Origin of the sequence: Rhodanobacter sp. MP7CTX1, assembly GCF_014205795.1 — a bacterium.
Taxonomy (GTDB): Bacteria; Pseudomonadota; Gammaproteobacteria; order Xanthomonadales; family Rhodanobacteraceae; genus Rhodanobacter.
In genome coordinates, this window is record NZ_JACHCN010000001.1 from 305,098 (window position 1) to 325,455 (window position 20,358).

At 57.9% G+C, this 20,358-nt stretch carries 23 protein-coding genes; 14 read left to right on the plus strand and 9 right to left on the minus strand.

Annotated features, from left to right (window positions below):
* Positions 1-64: 64 nt before the first annotated feature.
* The gene (locus tag HDE77_RS01490; RefSeq protein WP_221444067.1) at positions 65-727 is read right to left on the minus strand and encodes a class III extradiol ring-cleavage dioxygenase; all 663 of its coding nucleotides are present in this window, start codon (positions 725-727) and stop codon (positions 65-67) included.
* Between the two features lie 258 nt (positions 728-985).
* A complete protein-coding gene (locus HDE77_RS01495) occupies positions 986-1,609 on the minus strand; it encodes an NAD(P)H-dependent oxidoreductase (RefSeq protein ID WP_221444068.1) in 624 nt (207 codons plus the stop codon).
* Positions 1,610-1,637: 28 nt separating this feature from the next.
* On the opposite strand from HDE77_RS01495, the gene HDE77_RS01500 reads away from it, so the two are divergent.
* Positions 1,638-2,033 carry a helix-turn-helix domain-containing protein gene (locus tag HDE77_RS01500; RefSeq protein WP_184415590.1) on the plus strand — a complete coding sequence of 132 codons (396 nt, stop codon included), beginning with the start codon at positions 1,638-1,640 and terminating at the stop codon, positions 2,031-2,033.
* Positions 2,034-2,444: 411 nt separating this feature from the next.
* Here the strand turns inward: HDE77_RS01500 and HDE77_RS01505 are convergent, their stop codons facing one another.
* Together HDE77_RS01505 and HDE77_RS01510 are read right to left on the minus strand one after the other, a co-directional pair.
* Positions 2,445-2,837: a hypothetical protein gene (locus HDE77_RS01505; RefSeq protein ID WP_184415369.1), complete on the minus strand. Its 393-nt coding sequence runs from the start codon at positions 2,835-2,837 to the stop codon at positions 2,445-2,447.
* A gap of 108 nt (positions 2,838-2,945) precedes the next feature.
* Positions 2,946-3,512, minus strand: a complete 567-nt coding sequence (locus HDE77_RS01510) for a GNAT family N-acetyltransferase (protein WP_184415370.1) — start codon at positions 3,510-3,512, stop codon at positions 2,946-2,948.
* Positions 3,513-4,052: 540 nt separating this feature from the next.
* Between HDE77_RS01510 and HDE77_RS01515 the strand changes: the two genes are divergently transcribed.
* The 11 genes from HDE77_RS01515 to HDE77_RS01565 are packed head-to-tail and all read left to right on the plus strand — an operon-like array spanning position 4,053 to position 14,496.
* Positions 4,053-5,246, plus strand: coding sequence for an acetate/propionate family kinase (locus HDE77_RS01515; RefSeq protein ID WP_184415371.1), 1,194 nt, complete (start codon positions 4,053-4,055; stop codon positions 5,244-5,246).
* A complete protein-coding gene (locus HDE77_RS01520) occupies positions 5,236-7,656 on the plus strand; it encodes a phosphoketolase family protein (protein ID WP_343206046.1) in 2,421 nt (806 codons plus the stop codon). Before HDE77_RS01515 ends, HDE77_RS01520 begins: the two co-directional genes overlap by 11 nt.
* Before the next feature lie 9 nt (positions 7,657-7,665).
* A complete protein-coding gene (atpD, locus tag HDE77_RS01525; protein WP_184415373.1) occupies positions 7,666-9,156 on the plus strand; it encodes a F0F1 ATP synthase subunit beta in 1,491 nt (496 codons plus the stop codon).
* 1 nt (position 9,157) lies between these two features.
* The gene (locus HDE77_RS01530; RefSeq protein ID WP_221444069.1) at positions 9,158-9,538 is read left to right on the plus strand and encodes a F0F1 ATP synthase subunit epsilon; all 381 of its coding nucleotides are present in this window, start codon (positions 9,158-9,160) and stop codon (positions 9,536-9,538) included.
* Positions 9,528-9,866, plus strand: coding sequence for an AtpZ/AtpI family protein (locus tag HDE77_RS01535; protein WP_184415375.1), 339 nt, complete (start codon positions 9,528-9,530; stop codon positions 9,864-9,866). The genes HDE77_RS01530 and HDE77_RS01535 overlap by 11 nt, the downstream gene beginning before the upstream one ends.
* Positions 9,859-10,167 (plus strand): ATP synthase subunit I, encoded by a 309-nt coding sequence (locus tag HDE77_RS01540; RefSeq protein ID WP_184415376.1) that lies wholly within the window; start codon positions 9,859-9,861, stop codon positions 10,165-10,167. The genes HDE77_RS01535 and HDE77_RS01540 overlap by 8 nt, the downstream gene beginning before the upstream one ends.
* Entirely contained in the window at positions 10,164-10,871 is a 708-nt protein-coding gene (locus tag HDE77_RS01545; protein ID WP_184415377.1) for a F0F1 ATP synthase subunit A, read from the plus strand. Before HDE77_RS01540 ends, HDE77_RS01545 begins: the two co-directional genes overlap by 4 nt.
* Positions 10,872-10,901: 30 nt before the next feature.
* A complete protein-coding gene (locus HDE77_RS01550; protein WP_184415378.1) occupies positions 10,902-11,183 on the plus strand; it encodes a F0F1 ATP synthase subunit C in 282 nt (93 codons plus the stop codon).
* 3 nt (positions 11,184-11,186) lie between these two features.
* A complete protein-coding gene (locus HDE77_RS01555; protein WP_184415379.1) occupies positions 11,187-12,005 on the plus strand; it encodes a F0F1 ATP synthase subunit delta in 819 nt (272 codons plus the stop codon).
* The gene (locus HDE77_RS01560) at positions 12,002-13,567 is read left to right on the plus strand and encodes an alternate F1F0 ATPase, F1 subunit alpha (RefSeq protein ID WP_184415380.1); all 1,566 of its coding nucleotides are present in this window, start codon (positions 12,002-12,004) and stop codon (positions 13,565-13,567) included. Before HDE77_RS01555 ends, HDE77_RS01560 begins: the two co-directional genes overlap by 4 nt.
* On the plus strand, positions 13,564-14,496 hold the full coding sequence (locus HDE77_RS01565) for a F0F1 ATP synthase subunit gamma (protein ID WP_184415381.1): 933 nt from the start codon (positions 13,564-13,566) through the stop codon (positions 14,494-14,496). Before HDE77_RS01560 ends, HDE77_RS01565 begins: the two co-directional genes overlap by 4 nt.
* A gap of 38 nt (positions 14,497-14,534) precedes the next feature.
* Here the strand turns inward: HDE77_RS01565 and HDE77_RS01570 are convergent, their stop codons facing one another.
* Entirely contained in the window at positions 14,535-15,848 is a 1,314-nt protein-coding gene (locus HDE77_RS01570) for a glucoamylase family protein (protein ID WP_184415382.1), read from the minus strand.
* Positions 15,849-15,899: 51 nt separating this feature from the next.
* The gene (locus HDE77_RS01575) at positions 15,900-16,781 is read right to left on the minus strand and encodes a Crp/Fnr family transcriptional regulator (RefSeq protein ID WP_343206034.1); all 882 of its coding nucleotides are present in this window, start codon (positions 16,779-16,781) and stop codon (positions 15,900-15,902) included.
* 188 nt (positions 16,782-16,969) lie between these two features.
* Here HDE77_RS01575 and HDE77_RS01580 point away from each other — a divergent pair, with 188 nt between their 5' ends.
* The gene (locus tag HDE77_RS01580; RefSeq protein WP_184415383.1) at positions 16,970-17,182 is read left to right on the plus strand and encodes a hypothetical protein; all 213 of its coding nucleotides are present in this window, start codon (positions 16,970-16,972) and stop codon (positions 17,180-17,182) included.
* Positions 17,183-17,337: 155 nt separating this feature from the next.
* Here HDE77_RS01580 and HDE77_RS01585 read toward each other — a convergent pair whose 3' ends face one another.
* Entirely contained in the window at positions 17,338-18,195 is an 858-nt protein-coding gene (locus tag HDE77_RS01585) for an HAD-IC family P-type ATPase (protein ID WP_221444071.1), read from the minus strand.
* Positions 18,196-18,228: 33 nt separating this feature from the next.
* Between HDE77_RS01585 and HDE77_RS01590 the strand changes: the two genes are divergently transcribed.
* Positions 18,229-18,462: a hypothetical protein gene (locus tag HDE77_RS01590; RefSeq protein WP_184415614.1), complete on the plus strand. Its 234-nt coding sequence runs from the start codon at positions 18,229-18,231 to the stop codon at positions 18,460-18,462.
* Positions 18,463-18,511: 49 nt separating this feature from the next.
* Here HDE77_RS01590 and HDE77_RS01595 read toward each other — a convergent pair whose 3' ends face one another.
* Both HDE77_RS01595 and HDE77_RS01600 read right to left on the minus strand, forming a co-directional pair.
* Positions 18,512-19,219 (minus strand): Crp/Fnr family transcriptional regulator, encoded by a 708-nt coding sequence (locus HDE77_RS01595; protein WP_255482475.1) that lies wholly within the window; start codon positions 19,217-19,219, stop codon positions 18,512-18,514.
* Between the two features lie 127 nt (positions 19,220-19,346).
* Entirely contained in the window at positions 19,347-20,330 is a 984-nt protein-coding gene (locus HDE77_RS01600; protein ID WP_184415385.1) for a zinc-dependent alcohol dehydrogenase family protein, read from the minus strand.
* Positions 20,331-20,358: the final 28 nt, after the last annotated feature.

Here is a 20,358-nt window from a genome sequence, read left to right on the forward strand (position 1 = left end):
TTGCGTTACGACGTGAGTGCTGGCGTTTGGCTTGCCATGGCGATCAGCGCTTTCCAGGCAACACTCACACGGCGGCGCCACTGAGAGGGCTCCCAAAGCGAAAGCTCGACGCCGTGACAAACCGCATAAAAGCCGTTTCGTGATAGACGCAGGCGCCTGGCTCGTCCTCTGCCGCTCCGACCGCCACCATGAGCGGGATCAGATGATCCTCGCGTGCATGTGCGTCGCGGGCATAAGGCGCGTCTTCCCATCGAATCAGTAGTTCGGTGCGTTCGGCGGGTTCCGATTCCACGAGCACATGTTGCAACCACGCATCGAAGTGCTGGGATATGGGCGCGGCGCGCGCGTCACGAATGGCGAAGTTGTGATAACTGAATCCGCTGCCGATGATCAGCACGCCCTCCCGGCGCAGTGGAGCAAGCAGGCGACCCACCTGAAGGTGCACTGCCGGGTCCATGCCGACGTCAAGCGAGAGCTGGACGATCGGCACGTTCTCGTTCGGTGCCAACACCTTCATGAGACTGAACGTGCCGTGGTCGTAGCCACGTTCACCATCCAATCGGACGGGCATGCCACCCGCTGCCAGCAGATCGCGGACTCGGGCGGCAACATCGGGTGATCCTGGGGCCGCGTAGCTGATGCGATAGAGGTAGTCTGGGAAACCCCGTAGTCGAAGAGCATGCCCGGTTTGGCGGCGGAAGAGATGGCGAAGCCGCGTTCTTCCCAATGGCCGGAAATGATCAGCACCGCCCGAACCGGGCTTTGCAGCTCAGGCCTCAACGCGATCAAAGACTGCTCGAGGTTGGCGTAATTCTGGCGCCTGGGCTCTTCGACGAAGGACCAGGGGCCGCCGCCATGGCTCAGGAAATAGGTGGGGAGTTGATCGATACTCATTGCAGCTTCTCTTAGCGGTTTCACTCATCGAGCTAAACGCCCGTCATGAGATTCGCGGGCCGGCGTAGGGCGCGGCCCGCCTGAGGGGTGGTTAAGCAGCAGCTGCTGCTCGCGCGGCCATCGTCGCCTTGGCCCACCAGACCAGGTCGTCGAGGGCGGCCGTGGCCGAAGGCAATAGCCCAGCCTCGATATCCTCGATAGGCTTGTTGCCACCCATGGGGAATACGGCCATGAAGTCGCTGCCGCCAATGTGGACTGCGCCGCGGGTGGCGACCATCTGCAATTCAACGCCGATCCCTCGCAGGTGCTCAATGGCGCGTCCTGCGCCCACGCTTCCATAGCCGATCGCGGTGAAAGGCTTGCGATTCCACTCTTTGTAGGCTTGATCCAGCGCGTTCTTGAGTGCACTGGTAATCGAGTGATTGTATTCAGCAACGACGAAGATATAGCCGTCGTACTGGCCGATGGTTTGCTGCCACCGGATGGCTTCGGGATCTTTGCTGGGAACGCGCAGATTTGATGCGACCTCGGCGAAGAAAGGCAGCGGATGATCGCGCAGATCGATCACCTCCACCTCCATGTCCTGGCGCGCCTGGGCTTGTTTCAGCATCCATTGGGCTGGCTTGTCAGCGAACCTCGTCGGGCGGGTGGAGCCGATGATGAGGGCAATGCGGGGCTTATCAGTCATGGTTTCGTCCTGTATGGTAGTTACCAAGAGAAACCAGCCTAGGAGGATTCCCGTGATGGCACAAGAAGGCACCATTTCGAAACCAGGTGAACACAAGGATCCCGCTGCTTGCGAACACATCAGCCGAATGCTCGCGCGGATCTGCGATAAGTGGACGGTGCTGGTGATCCGAACACTGGGTCGCGGGCCGCGTCGGTTCAATGCGCTTCGCAGAGACGTTGGGGAGATCAGTCAAAAAATGCTGACCCAAACGCTAAAGGAACTCGAGGAAAATGGTTTGGTGAAACGGACCGTGACCCCCGTTAGACCACCGCAGGTCGAGTACGCACTTACAGACCTGGGAAAGGATTTCCTGCGCCCGGTCCGGGCGCTTGCGCAGTGGGTCGCGACTCACTCCGACCAGATAACGGAGGCACGTTCGACTTACGCGCACGTTCGCGCGAACGATTGATAGGATGCAAGGATGTCACTCTTTGCGCTCAGCACGATCGAGCCAAAGACGCGCCTTTCGGACGTTCAGGGCTGGCTATTGACGGTAGAGGGGCTTCGACTGGTTCGCATCATGCGTCGGTCCTTTGATACGACGAGATCGTTATTTAACGGCCAACGCCCGAGCCAGATGTAGATTGACCTGATTACCTTCGACGTTTGGGTCCACCTCTTGCACCATTCGATAGTTTCATAGCCTCATTGCCTGAAGCAGGCTAAAACCCGCATAACAGAAATTTTTTTTTGTGGCTGGCGGTTGCCGAGTCGTTCAACGGCTGACCTATGGCTCAGTAAGGAATGTTGGAAGACTTGGGACCTAAGCACGGGCTTCTCGATGGAAGTGCACTGTGGCCCCCGTTTTTCGCGCACAATACTATTTGGGGAATAGGAATGTGACGACGAAGCGATATCCCCAACCTTGAGGGGCAGTATCGTTGCCGGCCAGCCAATAGCGTACGCTGCCTGTGAAGCTGACCGGCAACTTGCCAAATTTCATGAGTTTCCCCACGGACAAATTTATCGGTACGCGGGCTTCATGCGCGTGCCCATCGTAGCTTGACTCGAGATCGACGCCGTACGTCCAGGCCGTGGGTGTTGTGTAGTGAAAAAAGGGTTGAAAGTAGGTGCTACTCACCGGCCCACGATTGAGATCGCTTTTCATGCTGGCGATTGACCAAATCTGGTTGATCAGAAACCCATACGTGAACCCGTGGGATTGTTTGAGCACCACCGCCGTAGGGCCGAGCCCCCATTTCTTTTCCCCCAACAGGTCGTCAGTGGCAGTCGGGAGTAGGAAAGCTGGACCCGCGCCCTAGATGACGCCGTTCGACGTGGGTTGCTTTGGAGATCGCCCAAAATCTTTCAGAAATTTGAATCACAAATCGAGGGTATGAATAACCTGTGTGGAATCTTCGGGATCGCGCGTGCACTGGAAACCTAGGTAGTGCGCTAACTCACGCATCGGCTCGTTGGCTGACGAATCCATCGAAAACATCTGGCGGAAGCCGTTTCGGCGCGCCAAGTCGATGAGATGACGCATCAATGCCACGCCGAGGCCCCGATGTTGCCAATCGTCAGCAACGGTCACTGCACACTCGCAATGCTTGTCGTCTCCCGAAGCGCTGTACCGGCTCACGCCTACCTCGCGCAGCACCCCGTTGTCGTGCACCAGCGCGATGAAGGCCATGCTGTTTTGATAGTCGACGTTCACCATTTGGTCGAGCAGCTTCGGACTCGCCTCACGAATTTCGCCGAGAAAGCGGAAATGGCATGCTTCAGACGACAGACTTTCGATGAATTTGCGTTCACGCTCCCGATCTTCGGGACGAATCGGCCGCAGCAATACATGACTGCCGTCCTTCAGCTTCTCCATCCAATGATCGCCTTCGATCTCGGCAAAGGGAGCCTTGTTTGGAAGATGTTCAGTAGGAATGGCAGACATGATGCGATCTCCGTCTGGGGCCAAGCGTGGTGCTGTCGACGACTGGCGGACACCCAAGACCATCGTTCTTCCAGTCTTGTATCACCAGCGGTTCGATCAGGCTCAACAGGAACTGCTATGGCAAACGTCCAACTCATGGCTGCAGTGGCCACCACAAAACGATGGGCAGAACCCAAGCAGTAAGCACGTCAGTACGTTGCGCGTTTGGGGGTTGGCCGTCTGTGCGCTGTCGCACTCAGCGCGAACTCCAACGCCCGGGACGAACTCTTTCGTTGCGGACTGCAAATGATCCCGAGTGGGACTGGCGCTGGAGCATGCGTTGCAGATCACCTGAGCGATGAAGAAAGCACTCGATGGTTGCGTGTCCGGCATTCGCATCGATGACGATGCGCTACTGGTATCTGTGATGGCCTATTTCACATTGCATATCACGTGACAGTCGTTGATGTGCAGAGCTCAGGGTGCTTCCACCGCCCAGTGTGCGGCAACGTACAGAGCGGGCGGCAGGAAGAGAAGATCATCCACTCGAAGGAGTCATCCATGGCAACTGCTAAACCACGCATCCTGACCATTAATGGAGGATCGTCGAGCATCAAGTTTGCGCTGTTCGAATCCAGTCATTTGCTGTGTCGGGTGCTGGAGGGTGGCATTGATCGGATCGGCCAGCCCCAGGCCACTTTTTGGGTAAAAGACTTGAGCGCGGTGGACTGCTTTTCGCGGACGGTGGCGGCGCCAGATCACGCGATTGCCGTGGATATCCTGATGGACTGGATCCAGCAACGGCCACGCTCTGAGGTCTTGGCCGCGGTAGGGCATCGCGTGGTGCAGGGAGGGCCGAAGTATAGCGAGCCACAGTTGATCACCGATGAATTGATCGAGGACGTACGGCGCCTCATTCCTTTCGATCCCGAGCATCTTCCAGAAGAGCTTCTGTTGACCGAAGTGGTTCGTCGCCGGTTTCCTGATTTACCGCAAGTGGCGTGTTTCGATACGGCCTTCCATGGCGACATGCCACGCGTGGCCAAGCTATTGCCAATCCCTCGGCGGTACGAGGCGCAGGGTGTGCGTCGATATGGATTTCACGGTCTGTCGTATGCATTCCTGATGGAGGAGCTGACCCGCCTCGGTGATCCCGCGGCGACCACGGGTCGCGTGATCCTCGCTCACCTCGGCAATGGTGCCAGCATGGCGGCGGTCCTCCACGGCAAAGCCGCGGATACCAGCATGGGATTCACTCCGACCTCCGGATTGCCCATGAGTACGCGTTGCGGTGACCTCGACCCCGGGCTGGTCGGGTATCTGGCACGCACTGAGGCAATGAGCGCGGCGCAATTCAACACGATGGTCACAAGCCGATCCGGTTTGCTTGGCGTCTCGGAAACCAGTTCGGACATGCGTGACCTGCTCGATCATGAGACGCACGACGTGCGGGCAGCTGAGGCGGTCGCGCTGTTTTGTTACCAGGCCAAGAAATGGATTGGCGCATTCGCGGCCGTCTTGGGTGGGCTGGATACGCTGGCGTTCGCTGGGGGCATCGGAGAGAACGCCTCGATCGTGCGGGAGCGGATCTGTGATGGCCTCGGCTTTCTAGGTGTCGAGGTGGACCTCCAACGCAACGCACAGCACGCATCGGTGATTTCGTCCGATGCCGGGCGCGTCAAGGTGCGTGTCATACGCACCGACGAAGAACTCATGATCGCGAAATCTGTCATTCGCGTCCTCCATCTCGGCTAATGCGGAAAACCAGACCATGAAAAATGCCACGTTGACAGCGGAAATGCTTCACAAGGTGGACGCGTATTGGCGTGCTGCTAATTATGTGTCGGTCGGTCAGATCTATCTCTACGACAATCCACTCCTGCGCGAGCCACTGACACTGGAACATGTGAAGCCGTTGGTGGTTAGCCATTGGGGAACGACCCCTGGCCAGAATTTCATTTATGTGCATCTGAACCGGATCATCAAAGAGTATGACCTGGACATGTTTTACATTGCGGGCCCCGGTCATGGCGGACCCGCCGTTGTAGGGAATGTCTATCTCGAAGGCACCTGGAGCGAGATTTATCCCGATCTCACCCAGGACGAAGCTGGACTGAAAAAACTATTCAAGCAATTCTCGTTTCCAGGGGGAATATCCAGTCATGTGGCCCCCACGACGCCGGGCTCGATTCACGAAGGCGGTGAGCTGGGGTACTCGCTGAGCCACGCCTTTGGCGCTGCGTTCGACAATCCCGGCCTGATCGTCGCCTGTGTCATCGGCGATGGTGAGGCGGAAACGGGGCCATTGGCGACTGCATGGCAATCCAACAAACTGCTTGATCCGATCACTGACGGTGTCGTGCTGCCGATCCTGCACCTCAATGGCTACAAGATCAGCAACCCGACGGTGCTGGCGCGCATCGAGCATGACGAGCTCGATCAGTTTTTCCGGGGCAGTGGCTGGACGCCTCACTTTGTGGAGGGCGATGAGCCGGACAAGATGCACGAGCTCATGGCCAGCACATTGGACAAGGCCATGGACGACATCCGGAACATCCAGAAGCACGCGCGGGACGAGAGTGATACCGCTCGACCACGTTGGCCGATGATCGTGCTCAGGTCGCCGAAGGGTTGGACGGGTCCGAAAATTGTCGACGGCCTGCAAATCGAGGGCACCTTTCGGTCGCACCAGGTACCGTTGCTGGTGGATGCCGCGCATCCCGACCATGTTGAGTTACTTGAAAGCTGGATGAAGAGTTACAAGGCCGAGGAGCTGTTCGACGAAAATGGCTGCCTCATACCGGAATTGGCTGAGTTGGCGCCGAAGGGAGATCGGCGCATGGGCGCCAATCGGCACGCCAACGGCGGCTTGCTGTTGCGTGATCTGCACATGCCGGACTTCCGCGACCATGCGGTTAATGTAACTTCGCCCGGGGCCACTGATGCCCAGGACACCATGGTGCTGGGCAAGTTTCTGCGCGACGTAGCCAAGCTCAATCAGGATCAGCGCAATTTTCGCCTGTTCGGCCCCGATGAAACGCTCTCCAATCTCCTGGGCGCGGTGTTTGAAGTGACTGATCGCCAGTGGGATGCGCGCAAGCAGGATAACGATGAATTCCTCGAGCCCACCGGTCGGGTGCTTGACTCGATGCTCAGCGAGCACCAGTGCGAGGGCTGGCTGGAAGGCTATCTGCTGACCGGTCGGCACGGTCTGTTCAACAGCTACGAGGCGTTCATCCGCATCGTCGACTCGATGTTCAGTCAGCACGCCAAGTGGCTAAAGGTCACCAAGGAATTGCCATGGCGTCGCCCCATTGCGTCGTTGAACTATCTGCTTGCCTCACACGTGTGGCAACAAGATCACAACGGCTTTACTCATCAAGACCCCGGCTTTCTCGATCATGTGATTAACAAGAAAGCGGACATCGTGCGCGCGTACCTTCCGCCCGATGCGAACTGTCTACTGTCAGTCATCGATCACTGCCTGCGCAGTCGAAACTATGTCAACGTGGTGGTGGCCGGCAAGCACGCACTCCCGCAATGGCTGACGATGGAAGCCGCAGTCCTTCATTGCACCGAAGGTATCGGTATCTGGCAATGGGCGAGCAACGATCAGGATTCCGAGCCGGACGTAGTGTTTGGTTGTTGTGGTGACACACCCACGTTGGAGGTTCTCGCCGCCGTTTCCATCTTGCGTGAGCATCTCCCCGATCTGAAGATTCGCGTCGTCAACGTCGTCGATCTGATGAAGCTGCAATCCTGTTCAGAGCATCCTCACGGATTGAGCGACAAGGACTATGACTCGTTGTTCACTGAAGACAAGCACATCATCTTTGCGTTTCACGGCTACCCGTGGCTGGTCCATCGGCTGACGTACCGCCGCACCAACCGCAACCTGCACGTCCGCGGCTACAAGGAAGAGGGCACGATAACGACGGCTTTTGACATGCGCGTGCAGAACGACCTGGATCGCTTTCATCTCGTACAGGACGTCATCGATCGTCTGCCGCACCTGGGATCGAAGGGGGCCTACCTCAAGCAGCAGATGCGCGACAAATTGATCGAGCACAAGCATTACATCGACAAGCACGGCCAGGACTTGCCTGAGATTCGAAACTGGAAGTGGCTGGATCAAGCCCGCTCTGCAGAAAAGTGGGGAGGTTGAATAGTTCACATGCCCACCTTGCTCCCCCAGGCCAGCGAAAAGCCGTTGAGCGATCAAGCCGCCGCAACGAATCATGGGGCGGTCGTCTCGGTGCGTGGCAGCGTAGTCGATGTCCGCTTCGATCACTGCCTGCCGGCTATCAATTCGTTGCTTCGTGTCGGCGAGTCGGGACAGATCGTCATCGAAGTGATGGCTCACCTCGATGCGTGCCGCGTGCGGGGCATTGCCTTGACGCCGACGCAGGGACTGGCTCGGGGAATGCTGGTAGAAGACACGGGCGGCCCTTTGCGGGCGCCCGTTGGCAAGCAGATCATTTCCCGAATGTTCGATGTGTTCGGCCATGCCATAGACCACCTGCCGGCGCCGTCGGATATCCAATGGCGCTCCGTTCATCGAGCTCCACCGTCGTTGTCCGAACGTTCCACGAAGTCCGAGATCTTCGAGACAGGTATCAAGGCCATCGATGTCCTGGTGCCGTTGGAGCGGGGTGGCAAGGCGGGTTTGTTCGGTGGCGCAGGCGTCGGCAAAACCGTACTGCTCACCGAGATGATTCACAACATGGTTGGGCACCAGCAAGGGGTGAGCATTTTCTGCGGCATTGGAGAACGTTGCCGCGAGGGCGAGGAACTCTATCGCGACATGAAGGCCGCCGGTGTGCTGCCAAACATGGTGATGGTCTTTGGCCAGATGAATGAGCCACCCGGCAGCCGATTTCGGGTGGGGGCTGCAGCACTGACGATGGCGGAGTACTTCCGCGACGACGAGCATCGCGATGTCCTGTTGCTGATCGACAACATCTTTCGTTTCATCCAGGCCGGCATGGAAGTGTCTGGCTTGATGGGTCAGATGCCGTCTCGTCTTGGCTATCAACCGACCATGAGCACTGAGCTTTCGGGGTTGGAAGAGCGCATTGCCAATACCCAAGCCGGCGCCATTACGTCGATTCAGGCGGTGTATGTACCGGCGGACGATCTGACTGATCCGGCGGCGGTGCATGTGTTTTCGCATCTCTCCGCGTCGATCGTGTTGTCGCGCAAGCGGGCGAGCGAAGGCCTTTATCCCGCCATTGACCTACTGCAGTCCAATTCAAAAATGGCCACACCCGGCATTGTTGGCGATCGGCATTACAAGCTGGCCCAGGATATCCGGCGGACCCTCGCGCAATACGACGACCTCAAGGATGTCGTCGCCATGCTTGGCCTGGAGCAGCTTTCGCCGCAGGACCGTAAGGTCGTTGCGCGCGCGCGACGACTGGAACGATTTCTGACGCAACCGTTTTTTGCCACGGAGCAATTCAGCGGCGTCAAGGGAAAGCTTGTCAGCCTGCAAGATTCTCTGGATGGCTGCGAACGCATTCTGCGCGATGAGTTCAAGGACTATCCGGAAAGCGCGCTTTACATGATCGGTGCCATTGGCGAGGCCAGGAAACCAGGCTCCGCACCGGAATCCAAGCCTGATCCGCAACCCAAGAGCGAACCGGCCAACGCTCATGAAACTTAGAGTGCTGCTTCCTTACGGCGTCTTCCTTGAGAAGGCCGAAGTGTCACGTGTCGTCGCCGAAACGCGAGACGGCTCATTCGGCATCCTGCCTCACCGCCTCGATTGCGTCGCAGCACTCGTCCCCGGAATTCTGATCTATGTAACGGAAGCGGACGGAACCGTTTACCTCGCCGTCGATGAGGGGGTGCTGGCCAAAGCGGGCGCGGATGTGTACGTATCCGTCCGACGAGCCATCGGCGGCCCGAGTCTTGCCGAACTGCATGATGCCGTGAAACGCGAGTTCCTGACTGTCGACGAACAGGAGCGGGATGTACGCGTTGCGGTAGCCAAAATGGAGAGCGGGCTTATCAGCCGCTTTGCGGAATTCCAACATGAACGATGAACTCAAAAGTTCAGCATCGAGCCAGGAGACGCGCTTCAGCGCGGAGGTTGCCGCAAAGGCTGCGCGAAAGCTACGAGTGCAGCGCCATGCCAAACAAGGTGTCTGGTTTGGCTTGGGCATGTTCGGACTTATCGGTTGGTCGGTCGCGGTGCCAACAATCCTCGGCGCGATGCTCGGCCTGTGGTGGGACAAGCGTCACCCGGGCGCACATTCCTGGACGCTTGCGCTGCTGGTCGCCGGATTGGTCGTCGGTTGCGCCAACGCCTGGCACTGGATAGCACAGGAAGACAAGGCCATGCACGACGACTCGGAGGACGATGATGAGTGAAGTCTTCAGCCTCACCCTGGCACTGCTTGCAGGTGTTCTGCTCGGGGCGTTTTTCTTCGGCGGCCTTTGGTGGACGATCCATAGGGGCCTTGCATCTCCGCAGCCGGCAATGCTGATCCTGGGTAGCTTCCTGCTACGGACCACGGTCACTGTCACTGGATTTTATATCGCGCTGCAAGGCGGTTGGCAGGGTTTGGTAGCTTGCATGGTTGGATTCCTCGTCTCGCGCATCGTGGTGACTCGATTCATCGCCGTGCCCCGCGAAAAGACGGCGAAACGGCTCACGGGAGGTGCGCTGTGAACCTCACTTCCGATCAGCAGATCTTTTGGCAGTACGGTTTTGTCAAACTCAATGGAACGATGGTCACGACCTGGGCCCTGATGCTGGCGATGTCGCTTGGCGCCAAGCTCATCACCCGCAAGCTTGCGACTGACGGAGAAGTTTCACGTTGGCAAGCCGCGCTGGAGATCATCGTTACCGGCATCGGTGAACAGATCAAAGAGGTCGGTCTGAGTCACCCAGAGAAATATCTCGGCTTTCTTGGCACGCTGTTCCTGTTTGTAGCCACGGCCAGTCTTTGCACCGTGATTCCCGGCTATATGCCGCCGACGGGTTCACTTTCGACCACAGCGGCGCTGGCGCTGTGTGTGTTCATCGCGGTGCCGCTATTCGGCATGCGTCAGCTGGGCTTTCTCGGCTATCTCAGGACCTATGTGGAGCCGACACCGATCATGCTGCCGTTCAACATCATCAGCGAGATTTCCCGAACACTAGCCCTGGCGGTCCGCTTGTTCGGCAACATGATGAGCGGGGCGATGATCATTGCCATTTTGCTCACGATTACTCCGTATCTATTTCCGATCGTCATGACCGCGCTCGGTTTGCTCACCGGGATGGTGCAGGCCTACATCTTCAGCATTCTCGCGGCCGTTTACATTGCGGCCGCTACCGTCGTCCGCAAGACGAAACATAGCCCAAAGGCTGAGCCCGCACCCAAGCCTTGAAAGTGCAGCATTACCGACAAAGGATCTCCCATGGACAGCAGCATGCTTATCGCCGTCGCATCAATCGTCACCGCCGGACTGACGACAGGTTTCGGTTGCATGGGCCCGGCACTTGGCGAAGGTCGGGCAGTTGCCACGGCGATGACTTCGCTGGCGCAGCAGCCGGATGCTTCAGCCACGATCACGCGGACCTTGTTCGTCGGCTTGGCGATGATCGAGTCGACAGCAATTTACTGCTTCGTCGTCTCGATGATTCTGATCTTTGCCAATCCATTCTGGAGCCACTTCATCGCCCAAGCTGGAGGAAAGTAAGCCATGCTCATCGACTGGTTCACCGTCGTGGCCCAGGCGCTGAACTTTTTGGTCCTGGTGTGGTTGTTGAAGCGCTTTCTCTATCACCCCATCCTCAACGCCATCGATGCCCGGGAGAAGCGGATTGCTTCAGAACTCGCCGATGCCGATTTGAAAAAGAGTGAGGCACAAAAGGAGCATGACGAATTTCAGAGCAAGAACAAGGCATTTGATGAACAGCGTGGCGCGCTTCTCAGCAAAGCCAACGACGAGGCAAAAGCTGAGGGTCAACGGCTGGTTGATGAGGCACGCAAGGCAGCAGATGCTTTGAGTGAGCGGCGGCAGGAAGCGCTCATCGCCGAGACCCACGACCTCAATCAGGCCATCTGTCGGCGGACCCAGGATGAAGTCTTTGCCATCGCACGAAAAGCATTGGCGGATCTCTCCACGGCAAGCTTGGAAGAACGCCTTGCAGAAGTCTTTGTTCGTCGCCTGGGCGAGATGGACAACAATACGAAGAAGACATTGACAGCTGCGCTCACGGCATCGTCCGATCCAGCTGTCGTTCGCAGTGCATTCGACCTGCCAGCCGAGCAACAGGCTACGATAAAAAAAGCACTCAACGACACCTTCGCCACCACGATTGGGCTTCGATTCGACACCGCGCCGGAGCAGATCGCAGGGATCGAGTTCACCGCTGGGGGGCAAAAAGTTGGGTGGACTATCGCCAGTTACCTTGCTTCGTTGAGAAAAGAGTCCGACGAAGATCTGAATCAGCAGACAAAGTTTGCGGCAACGCCTCAGACCAAGACGGTGGCCATACCCGTCGCCAAGAGCTCATGAGCGTCGGACCTGAAAGCTTGCAGAGTGTATTCGACCGGGCGTTCGAGAGCATCAGTCGTGCGCGGACAGCTTTTACGCCGCAGCTGACGCTGCGAGAAGTGGGATTTGTCACCAATGTATCCACGGGCATTGCGACGGTTTCAGGCCTTCCCGGCGTGGGCTATGAGGAGTTGCTGCAGTTTCCCGGTGGCCTGCTTGGCATTGCATTCAATGTGGATGAGGACGAGATCGGCGTCATTTTGCTCGGCGAATATGCGGCGTTGCGCGCAGGCGATGAAGTCGCCCGCACCGGACGCGTCATGGACGTGGCGGTGGGGGAGGCGCTACTCGGTCGCGTGATCGATCCGTTGGGCCGGCCGCTCGACGGTAAAGGTGTGCCCGCTACTGACCAGCGTCTGCCGGTCGAGCGCGCTGCTCCTGCGATCATGGATCGCGCGCCAGTCACCGTACCGTTGCAGACCGGGCTGAAGGTTGTTGATGCGCTTATTCCGATCGGGCGCGGTCAGCGCGAGTTGATTCTGGGAGACCGCCAGACAGGGAAAACGGCCATCGCCATCGACACTATCCTGAACCAGCGAGGACAAAACGTACTTTGCATTTACTGCGCGATAGGTCAGCGCGCCTCTGCGGTGGCCAAGGTCGTGGCCAACCTGAGCGAAAAGGGCGCCATGGACTACACCGTGGTCGTGGTCGCCGAAGGTAACGAAGCGCCAGGCCTCGTCTACATCACGCCTTACGCGGCGACGAGCATTGCAGAATACTTCATGGAGAAGGGGCGTGATGTACTGATCGTTTTCGACGACCTGACGCAACATGCCCGTGCCTATCGTGAGCTTTCTCTTCTGCTTCGTCGTCCACCCGGTCGCGAAGCGTTCCCCGGCGACATCTTCTATATTCATTCACGGATGCTGGAACGGGCAACGCATCTTGGCCAGGAACGCGGCAGTGGGTCGCTCACTGCACTTCCCATCGTTGAAACGGAAGCGCAGGACATCTCTGCTTACATCCCGACCAATCTCATCTCGATTACTGACGGGCAGATATATCTTTCACCGGTTTTGTTTGAACTAGGTGTTCTTCCCGCCGTCGATGTCGGCAAGTCCGTTTCGCGAGTGGGCGGAGCCGCGCAGCGCGCTGCGTATCGTGCGGTAGCCGGCAATATCAAGCTTGCTTATGCGCAGTTTGAGGAATTGGAAGCATTTGCCAAGTTTGGTACCCGTCTGGACGAATCCACTCGCCAGTCTATCGATCATGGGCGGCGCATTCGCGCGTGCCTTAAACAATCGGAATCCCAACCGGTATCTCTACTTGAGCAGATCGCCATGCTTCTGGCGCTAACTGAAGGTCTGTTCGACAAGGTGTCACTTGAAAGAGTGAACGACGCAGAGCAGGCACTGCGGAAGGCTGCAGCCGATATTCCGGCGGACGTGATAGAACGACTATCTACAGCCGACAAGCAAAGTGATGCCGACCGCAAGGCAATTCTGGAAGTCGTGACTCGTGCGCTTGCGCCATTCCAGACGCCGCCTGAGGCCAAACACGACCCTAACTCTGCAACATGAGCGGAAACCTGCAGGCTTTAGCTCGAAAAATTGCCAGCGCTGGCGATCTGGAAGGCGTGGTCCGTTCGATGAAAGCCTTGGCCGCCTCAAGCATTGGACAATACGAGAAGGCCGTGGAATCGTTGGATGACTACTACCGCACAGTGGAGCTTGGATTGTCAGCATGCCTTCGCGAGGGTAATCCGGCACCGGTCACTGCTGATCAAAAAGCAGCGGTATGCAAGATAGGCGCGGTTATTTTTGGGTCCGACCAGGGCCTCGTCGGTGGATTCAACGAGGTCTTGATGGAGTCCGCGCAGAACGTGCTCAGGAAGTTACCCGGCAAGACAAAGAAAATGTGGGCAGTGGGGGAGCGCATTCAATCACTCATGACGGATATCGACCCCAGCCTTGTTGTTGTCTTGTCCGTTCCAGCGTCCGTCAACGGCATAACCCCACTTGTCGGCCAGATCCTTGTCGAAATCGAGGCCGCACTTGAGCAGGGGAAGATCGATGAAGTCTACGTTTTCCATAACCGTCCAAAAGCCGGGGCTATTTACGAGCCCGTTAACAGGCGGCTGCTTCCGCTGGATCGAACATGGGAAGCTGCGTTTGCACGACTTCCATGGCCGACGAAGAATTTGCCTCAGGTCATCGGAGGCAATGTCCCGACGCTCCAGGCTTTGATCCGAGAGTACCTGTTTGTCTTGCTTTTTCAGGCGTGCGCGGAGTCTCTCGCCAGCGAGAACGCCAGCCGTCTAGCGGCGATGCAACGTGCTGAAAAGAACATTGAGGAAATTCTGGAAGACCTGAACGGCAAGTTTCATCGCATACGACAGGAATCCATCGACGAAGAGCTGTTTGATGTGATCTCTGGCTACGAGGCCTTGTCGAAAAAAAGTACCGTTTCATCGGACCGGGCAATCGATACGGGCACACGCCGAACTTGATGAACCTGATCAGGCTGATCCTCGGAACTCGTCGGGCTTCAAAGCCAACCACCGCTGAAACCCGCACGCTTGAGCCCTCGAATGAGGTAGGGGCATTCGCGCATCAACTTCCATAGCAAACCGCTTCGGTGATTTTCGACCATCAGCAGGGCGGGTCCCTGATTGATGCCATAGTGCCAATGCGATATCCAACCGGCGATGCCGTTTCCCTTTGTGTGGTAGGTCGGGTTGATCGTCGCCCTGAAGCCGTAGGGATTCACGTCATGCAGTTGGAGTTCGTCGACAAAATGATCGATTGCCGGCAACACGATTTCAGGTGCAAACGGCAATGACGCGACCACGGTCGATGGTGAGATCGTGCCGTCGTCGGGACCGTAAGGCGCGCCGCGTGCCACATAGTTGAAGAACTGGCGCTCAATGCCGTCAATCAGCACAGTATCCGGTCCCGGACCCTGGCAGGCGGTGAGACCCCAGCAGTTGGGGCCATACCCGGCGAAACCGAGCGGATTGGCGATGGCGTACTGGCGCTGGACATAGGTTGCGCGGCGGCTATTTTCGAAATAGTCGATGCCTTTGTCGCGCATGAATGCATCCTGGATGCCGCGGAAATCGACCCAGATGTGGGGGAACTGGTGTGTAAACAGGGCTCCGGCATACAGATATTCCTGCCCATAGATCTGCTTCCACTGATAGCCAGACATCCAGACTCGATAGCTGCCTGCAGAAATTGGATGCGTAGGCGATCCTAGCGCTAGCAGATATAGCAACAGTGCTTCGTTGTAGCCTTTCCAGCAGGGTCCTAGAAAGCCACTCTCGGGTCGCCATCCCATGCTTACCGTCGAATCGCTATCCAGCGCCCAGTCCCACTCCACGCGACGATAGAGAGCATCGGCGATCGATCGGATCTCGCTTTCTTCTGGCGTGTTTCCATCGAAGAACCTTGCGCACGTGAGCATGCCGGCCAGCAATAGCGAAGTATCGATGATCGACAGCTCGCATTGCCAGGCGCGCCGTCCGGTCTGCATATCGAGAAAGTGATAGTAAAAGCCTCGATATCCGGTTGCATCGGGCTCGGGCCCCTGAGCACTCTGCGAAAAGAATCGCAACGTCGTCAGCGTCCGTTGGACTGCTTCAAGACGTGGAAGAAACGCGCGGACCACCGCCACCGGATAGGACGCCAGTGCAAAGCCTACCGCTGCGATACTTGCCGGCCAACCCGATGTGCCGCCGTCTGGTGCTGTTTTGTCGATAATCAGGCCATTGACCGGATTGAACTCACGCCGAAAATAGCTGAAGGCTTTTTGCTGGATGTTCTGGAGCTTCTGATCAACGCTCTCAGGAGGCTGGTTCATTCGAATCCCAGGTTCTGGTGTCATCAGGTGAGCACTGATTCCAGACAGGACTCAACTCGCGACCATGTCGGGCAGAAGGCGATCGAATTCGCGCTTCACCACGGCATAACACTCGCAACAGGCTTGCTCCAGTCCAGGTCGGTCAAGCACGGTGATGTGCCCTCGGCGGTACGTGATCAAGCCTTGGGCTTGAAGTTTTCCGGCAGCTTGCGTGACGCCTTCCCGCCTTACACCCAGCATGTTCGCAATAAGGTCCTGGGTCATGATGAGCTTGTTGGAAGGCAGACGGTCCAGGCTCATCAGCAGCCAGCGGCACAGCTGCTGATCAACCGAATGATGGCGATTGCATACCGCGGTTTGCGCCATCTGTGTCAAAAGGGCCTGCGTGTAACGCAACAGCATGTGTTGCAATGCTCCAGAGAGACTGAATTCCTCTTTCAGCAATTTTCCCCTGAGGCGGTAGGCATAGCCACCGCTCTGCACCACGGCACGATTGGGCGTGGTTTCCCCACCCATGAATAGCGCCACGCCGACCATGCCTTCATTGCCGACCACGGCGATCTCAGCCGATGCGCCATCTTCCATCACGTACAGCAGTGAAATGATGGCGTCGGTTGGAAAATAGACGTGCTGCAGGGTGTTTCCAGACTCGTACAAGACGTGGCCCAGTGGCATCTGCACCAGTTCAAGGTGAGGGAATACACGCTCACGTGCTTCCGTGGGCAACGCAAGGAACAAATGGTTTTGCTGGGGCTTATGACTATTCGGCATGGCGCTCCCGAGCTTGATCAAGCCCGCATGTATCGTGAAAAGCGCAGCAACCGTCGCTCGTTTACATGTGGCAAGCATAGGCACACGCTGCGTTGAGGCTGTGTGTACGGCGTCGAGTGCGGGGGGGGGGGGGGCCGCAGCCAGCCAGGCGGTCTGCGCCACATAGTCACGATCTTCACAAGGAGCGAGCGCACACCCGTGCATGATTCCATGGTGGATCTGTCGGAGGACCGTTGGGTACGACAGCACACAAACAGGCAGTCTCCACCACGCGCATTGTTTGGAGGAGGTATCCACGTCAGATGATCGACCTCCTGCTTTTGACCGCCGCTACGGCTAAGGAGCCCGCGATGAAAACACCGCACCCTGTGCATACGCTTCGAGCAAGTCTTGAGGCTTCTCGTCTTAACGCTGTTGAAGCTTTGGCTGCCGCGAAAGGTTCACCCACCCCCGATGCATTGCGAGAACTCGCTACCCTCCAGGCAGCGTTAACTGCCGTGCAGCAGGAAATAGACATTCATGGCGTAAAGCTGGGATGGGGCGGTGGAGATGAGCTGAAGTAGCGGCATGTGTTTCTCATTCGGGGCGAACCGACGCTGGGTCGTAGATAACGAACTGGTCCGGATTCGAATTTTCGCGCGGAGCGACTTTGATATTTGCTCCCAGATCGAGCTGGGCTTGTCAGACTGTGGCGTCCACAGGCGCGGGAGCGATCGCGTCAGGTGATCCCGAGACGACGAAACACTGGAACCTTCACCGAGTCCAGGATGACGGCGAAAACGCAGGCAGCGACGAGCGTGCCAACGACCATCGAGACGGGGAGGGGCTTCATGGTGATTCCCGCGATGGCCAATGTCGAGGCCATCAAGACATCGCCAACGGATGATGCAATGAGCCATGAACTCGGACGGGTTGACCACAAGCGCCGACGTTCGCGATTGGTATAAGTCGTCGCCTGATTGCCGAATACGATCACGACGAACGTCAGCGTCCGCAGCGTGTCCATGTCGAAGTGCCTGGGATACAGGCCAAAGGCCAGAGTGGATGCGCAAAAGACCAACTCGTCGATACCCATGCTGACGCCGGCAATCGTCAGCTGGCCGATCTTCCACGCGTTTGGCGTGGGTGACGGTCGCACGTTTTTGGTCGTCAGTGACATGCCGAGAAAGTCACCGGTGATCATGATGAGCACCATGGGCATGGGCGTGAGGATCGCATGTCCGGTCATGATCAGGCCAACGGCCAGGAACAGCACCTGCACGATCTTCTTTGTAATGGAGTTCAGCGTGTAGGTCAGGATGCGCTGGAAGATTACGCGGCCTTCCTTGACCGAGGCGACGATCCCAGCGAGGCCCGATTTGGTCAGCACCATTCCGGCAGCCGATTTGGCGACATCGGTTGCCGTCGAAACAGCGATGCCGATCTGCGCCTGGCGCAGCGCGGGCGCGTCGTTGGCACCGTCACCGCACATGCCGACGATATGTCCGCCCTTCTGGAATGCCTTGACGAGTTTGTACTTGTCCCCGAAGCCGAGCGCGATCAACGGCGGATGCTTGAGGTCGGCTCGGACCTGCAAGATGATCCCAATCTGCGTAGCTGCAAGGCTGTGGTGAACTTCCACATCGACGCGATCGATGGCGATATCGGCCACGTGCGCGGCATGCTCGTTGATGAGGAAAGTTGGGCCATCCGATACATGGTCGTGCAGACCAACAATGGGTGGGCCGACCATCAAGTACTCATCGAGCCGCGATCGATCCTGGAAGTGAGTTGGCTCGACCACACTGTCACGGTCGACCTGACCCGGCAGGCAGTGAAGGATGCGCCACCGTACGATGATTAGTCAGCTGCCTATCCGTCATGCTCGCGGGTAGTACCCTGGATAAGTTGGTCTACGCCAAAAGCTTCGCGTAGTCTTCGATTAAGGCGTCATAGCATTCGCATGCGGTAGCCTCAAGTCCCTTTCGGTCGAGGATATGTATCTCGCCCCGGGTATAGCGGATAAGCTTTCTTCGCCTAAATGCGCCGGCAGCGACACTTATGCCGCTTCGGCGTACCCCGAGCATATTGGCGAGTTGCTCATGAGTGAGATGGAAGTGGTCAGCATGGGCTCGGTCGTGCGTCATCAGCAGCCAGCGTGCCAATCGTGGCTCGATCTCGTGGAAATGGGTGCATACGGCGAGTTGCGACAGTTGTGCCATCAGCACGTACAGGTAGCGTTGAAGTGCCTGACGCAGTGCTGGACTGCGGTGCAATTGCCGCCGTAACTGCACGGATGTCATCCGTAACAGGACCCCTGCACCGCGTACCACCGCGCGCAGAGGAATCGTGGAAATCCCCAGCACCAGCGTTCCGCCGAGCATACCCTCGTTGCCAATCAATCCCATTTCCAGTGGCTGATGATCCTGCGGCGTGGTTACCAGCGAGATAAATCCTGTGAGCGGAAAGTAGACGTATCGAAGAGACTGATCGGATTCGCACAGAATGTCACCGACATCCTGTTCCACCAGCTCGCAGTGTTCCAGCATCCATTGGCGCTCCCTGCGCGGGAGGCCCTCGATCAGGCGATTGACGACACGCGCTGGTGCTGTGGCTGCCAAGAATGGATCCTGCGGCATGAGTAGCGCCGAGCATGGCTCACGAGCGGCGCGTGTTCCCGATGCGACAGTGTGAGCGACGTCTGCTCGATGGTCTGTTCGCTAAGACACTTATGCAGACCAATAACGATCAGGGCACCAAGACGGCAGCGCCCTCAAACTTGCCAGCACGAAGGTCGGCGAGCGCCTGGTTTGCCTGCGTCAGCTGGTAGGTCGTTGTCGTAGTCACAATGCCGATGTCCGGCACCAATCGCAAAAAATCGAGTCCATCCTGCCGCGTGAGATTGGCGACCGACAGGAGTTGGCGCTCTTCCCACAGCAGTCCATACGGGAAGCTCGGGATGTCGCTCATATGAATGCCGGCACAGACGACGCGGCCGCCTTTACGTACCGCTTTCAAGGCAAGCGGGACGAGATCGCCAGCGGTTGCAAAGATAATCGCGGTGTCGAGCGGTTCGGGCGGCATCTCATCGGATCCACCGGCCCATGTCGCGCCGAGACGTCGGGCAAAGGCTTGAGTGGCTATATCTCCTGGACGCGTGAACGCGAGCACCGATCGCCCTTCCCATCGCGCGACCTGGGCCAGAATGTGGGCTGCGGCGCCGAAGCCGTAGAGCCCCAGTCTCTTTCCGTCACCAGCGATCATCAGTGACCGCCAACCGATGAGGCCAGCGCAAAGTAGTGGAGCGAGCGACACATCACTGCCCAACTCGCCGAGTGGGAACGCATAGCGTGCATCGGCGATCGTTGAGGTCGCAAACCCACCGTCGCGCGTATAGCCCGTGAAGAGAGGTCGGTCACAAAGATTTTCGCGGGCGGCCATGCAGTAGGGACAGACTCCGCAGGTGTGCCCCAGCCAGGGGATGCCCACACGCTCGCCGACCCGAAGCCCTTCAACACCGGGTCCAAGCATGTCGATCCGACCGACGATTTCATGGCCTGGGATGATCGGCACTTGTGGATTGGGCAGCTCGCCATCGAGCAAGTGCAAGTCGGTGCGGCACACGCCGCAGGCAAGCACATGAACGCGGATCTCACCTTTTCCTGGGGACCGATCAGGAAGCTCAGTCCACTCCAGCGGCTGACCCAGCATCTTCAGCACCATCGCATGCATGGTCGTCTCCGTCATTCTGGCAGGTGCC

What these genes read in the sequence shown, in the direction of transcription:
- HDE77_RS01550 (WP_184415378.1), top strand. Translation starts at nt 10,902, where the DNA reads ATGGACAGCAGCATGCTTATCGCCGTCGCATCAATCGTCACCGCCGGA.
- HDE77_RS01535 (WP_184415375.1), top strand. Translation starts at nt 9,528, where the DNA reads ATGAACGATGAACTCAAAAGTTCAGCATCGAGCCAGGAGACGCGCTTC.
- atpD (WP_184415373.1), top strand. Translation starts at nt 7,666, where the DNA reads ATGCCCACCTTGCTCCCCCAGGCCAGCGAAAAGCCGTTGAGCGATCAA.
- HDE77_RS01580 (WP_184415383.1), top strand. Translation starts at nt 16,970, where the DNA reads ATGAAAACACCGCACCCTGTGCATACGCTTCGAGCAAGTCTTGAGGCT.
- HDE77_RS01570 (WP_184415382.1), bottom strand. Translation starts at nt 15,848, where the DNA reads ATGAACCAGCCTCCTGAGAGCGTTGATCAGAAGCTCCAGAACATCCAG.
- HDE77_RS01555 (WP_184415379.1), top strand. Translation starts at nt 11,187, where the DNA reads ATGCTCATCGACTGGTTCACCGTCGTGGCCCAGGCGCTGAACTTTTTG.
- HDE77_RS01560 (WP_184415380.1), top strand. Translation starts at nt 12,002, where the DNA reads ATGAGCGTCGGACCTGAAAGCTTGCAGAGTGTATTCGACCGGGCGTTC.
- HDE77_RS01510 (WP_184415370.1), bottom strand. Translation starts at nt 3,512, where the DNA reads ATGTCTGCCATTCCTACTGAACATCTTCCAAACAAGGCTCCCTTTGCC.
- HDE77_RS01565 (WP_184415381.1), top strand. Translation starts at nt 13,564, where the DNA reads ATGAGCGGAAACCTGCAGGCTTTAGCTCGAAAAATTGCCAGCGCTGGC.
- HDE77_RS01515 (WP_184415371.1), top strand. Translation starts at nt 4,053, where the DNA reads ATGGCAACTGCTAAACCACGCATCCTGACCATTAATGGAGGATCGTCG.
- HDE77_RS01600 (WP_184415385.1), bottom strand. Translation starts at nt 20,330, where the DNA reads ATGCATGCGATGGTGCTGAAGATGCTGGGTCAGCCGCTGGAGTGGACT.
- HDE77_RS01500 (WP_184415590.1), top strand. Translation starts at nt 1,638, where the DNA reads ATGGCACAAGAAGGCACCATTTCGAAACCAGGTGAACACAAGGATCCC.
- HDE77_RS01540 (WP_184415376.1), top strand. Translation starts at nt 9,859, where the DNA reads ATGAGTGAAGTCTTCAGCCTCACCCTGGCACTGCTTGCAGGTGTTCTG.